Below are 1,180 nucleotides of genomic sequence, written 5' to 3' on the forward strand. Positions count from 1 at the left end.
TGGGTCCAGGGGCGCGACGCGCCTCGGGGCTCCCCAGCGCGATCAGGCGGGCCGTGAGATCGGGGGCGGCGGTGACGTCCATGGCCTGCGCGAGGGCCCGGTGGGCGGCGCGGGCCGCTTCGAGCTCCGCGGCGCACTCCGGGCACCCCACGACGTGGGCGAGCGCCTGCTCGGTCTCAGCCGGGCTCAGCTGGCCGTCGGCCAGGGCGCTGACCTGTGATCCCAGGTGCATCACACCTCCACCCCGACCTCACCGCCGCGGGGCGCGAGGGTCGCGGGAGCCTCGACGTCGACGGAGGTGCGAGGAGCACGGTGGGCGAGGGAGGTCCGTAGCTGGGCACGAGCCCGGTGGATCCGGGACCGGACGGTCCCCAGCTTGATGCCGAGGGTCACGGCGATCTCCTCGTACGACAGACCCTCGATGTCGCAGAGGACGACCGCGGCCCGGTACTCCGGGCTCAACGCGTCCAGTGCCCGCTGCACGTCGTGGTCGAGGTTGGCGTGCTCGAAACCACGTTCCGGGGCACCCGGACCGTTCACACCGGGCACCGCGTCCGCGTCGTCCCCGAGGGGGTCCATGCGGATGCGTCGCCGACGTCGCGCCTGGTCCAGGAAGAGATTCGTCGTGATCCGGTGCAACCAGCCCTCGAACGTGCCCGGGGTGTAGGACGACAGGGACCGGAACACCCGGATGAACGTCTCCTGGGTGAGGTCCTCGGCGTCGTGCTGGTTGCCCGCCAGGCGGTACGCCAACCGGTACACCCGTGCGGAGTGCTCGGTGACGATCTGCTCCCAACCCTCAGGGGTGTCGAGGACCTGGGGGTGGCTGACGGCGGGCGGCGCCTGCGGCGCCGACGCTCGCCGCACCCGAAGTGGTCGCACCGGTCCTCCTCGCTGGTGCCGGGGACCGTTCGTGGTCCCCGGTGATGGCATCGTCCCAGAAAGGACAACGCATGACGCACCGGTGGTGTTCCGGAACGGGACGGGGGGCGACGGTAGCATCGGGGCACCGGGCTCTTGGCCCGGGCCGACGACACCGCCCGGGAGGGACATCATCTCCGCCGACAAGGCCGCATCCTGGGCCTACACCGAGGACTTCGTCCCACTGGACGACGTCCTGCTGCGCGCGGTCGACCGCGCGGCGCACCTGGGGTGCACGCCTGTCTCGTCCGGGACGGGT

2 protein-coding genes and 1 pseudogene are annotated in these 1,180 nt (G+C 72.2%); 1 reads left to right on the plus strand and 2 read right to left on the minus strand.

The window, feature by feature from the left end:
- Both N869_RS15235 and sigE read right to left on the minus strand, forming a co-directional pair.
- Positions 1-232 (minus strand): zf-HC2 domain-containing protein (locus tag N869_RS15235; protein ID WP_232229823.1); only part of this gene is annotated, 232 nt, incomplete at its 3' end.
- The gene (sigE, locus tag N869_RS15240; protein WP_052105651.1) at positions 232-786 is read right to left on the minus strand and encodes an RNA polymerase sigma factor SigE; all 555 of its coding nucleotides are present in this window, start codon (positions 784-786) and stop codon (positions 232-234) included. The genes N869_RS15235 and sigE, both read right to left, overlap by 1 nt.
- A 178-nt stretch (positions 787-964) precedes the next feature.
- Between sigE and N869_RS18655 the strand changes: the two are divergent.
- Positions 965-1,180, plus strand: a pseudogene (locus N869_RS18655) (hypothetical protein); the annotation flags it as partial.

The sequence above is a fragment of the Cellulomonas bogoriensis 69B4 = DSM 16987 genome (assembly GCF_000767165.1).
Classification (GTDB): Bacteria; Actinomycetota; Actinomycetes; order Actinomycetales; family Cellulomonadaceae; genus Actinotalea; species Actinotalea bogoriensis.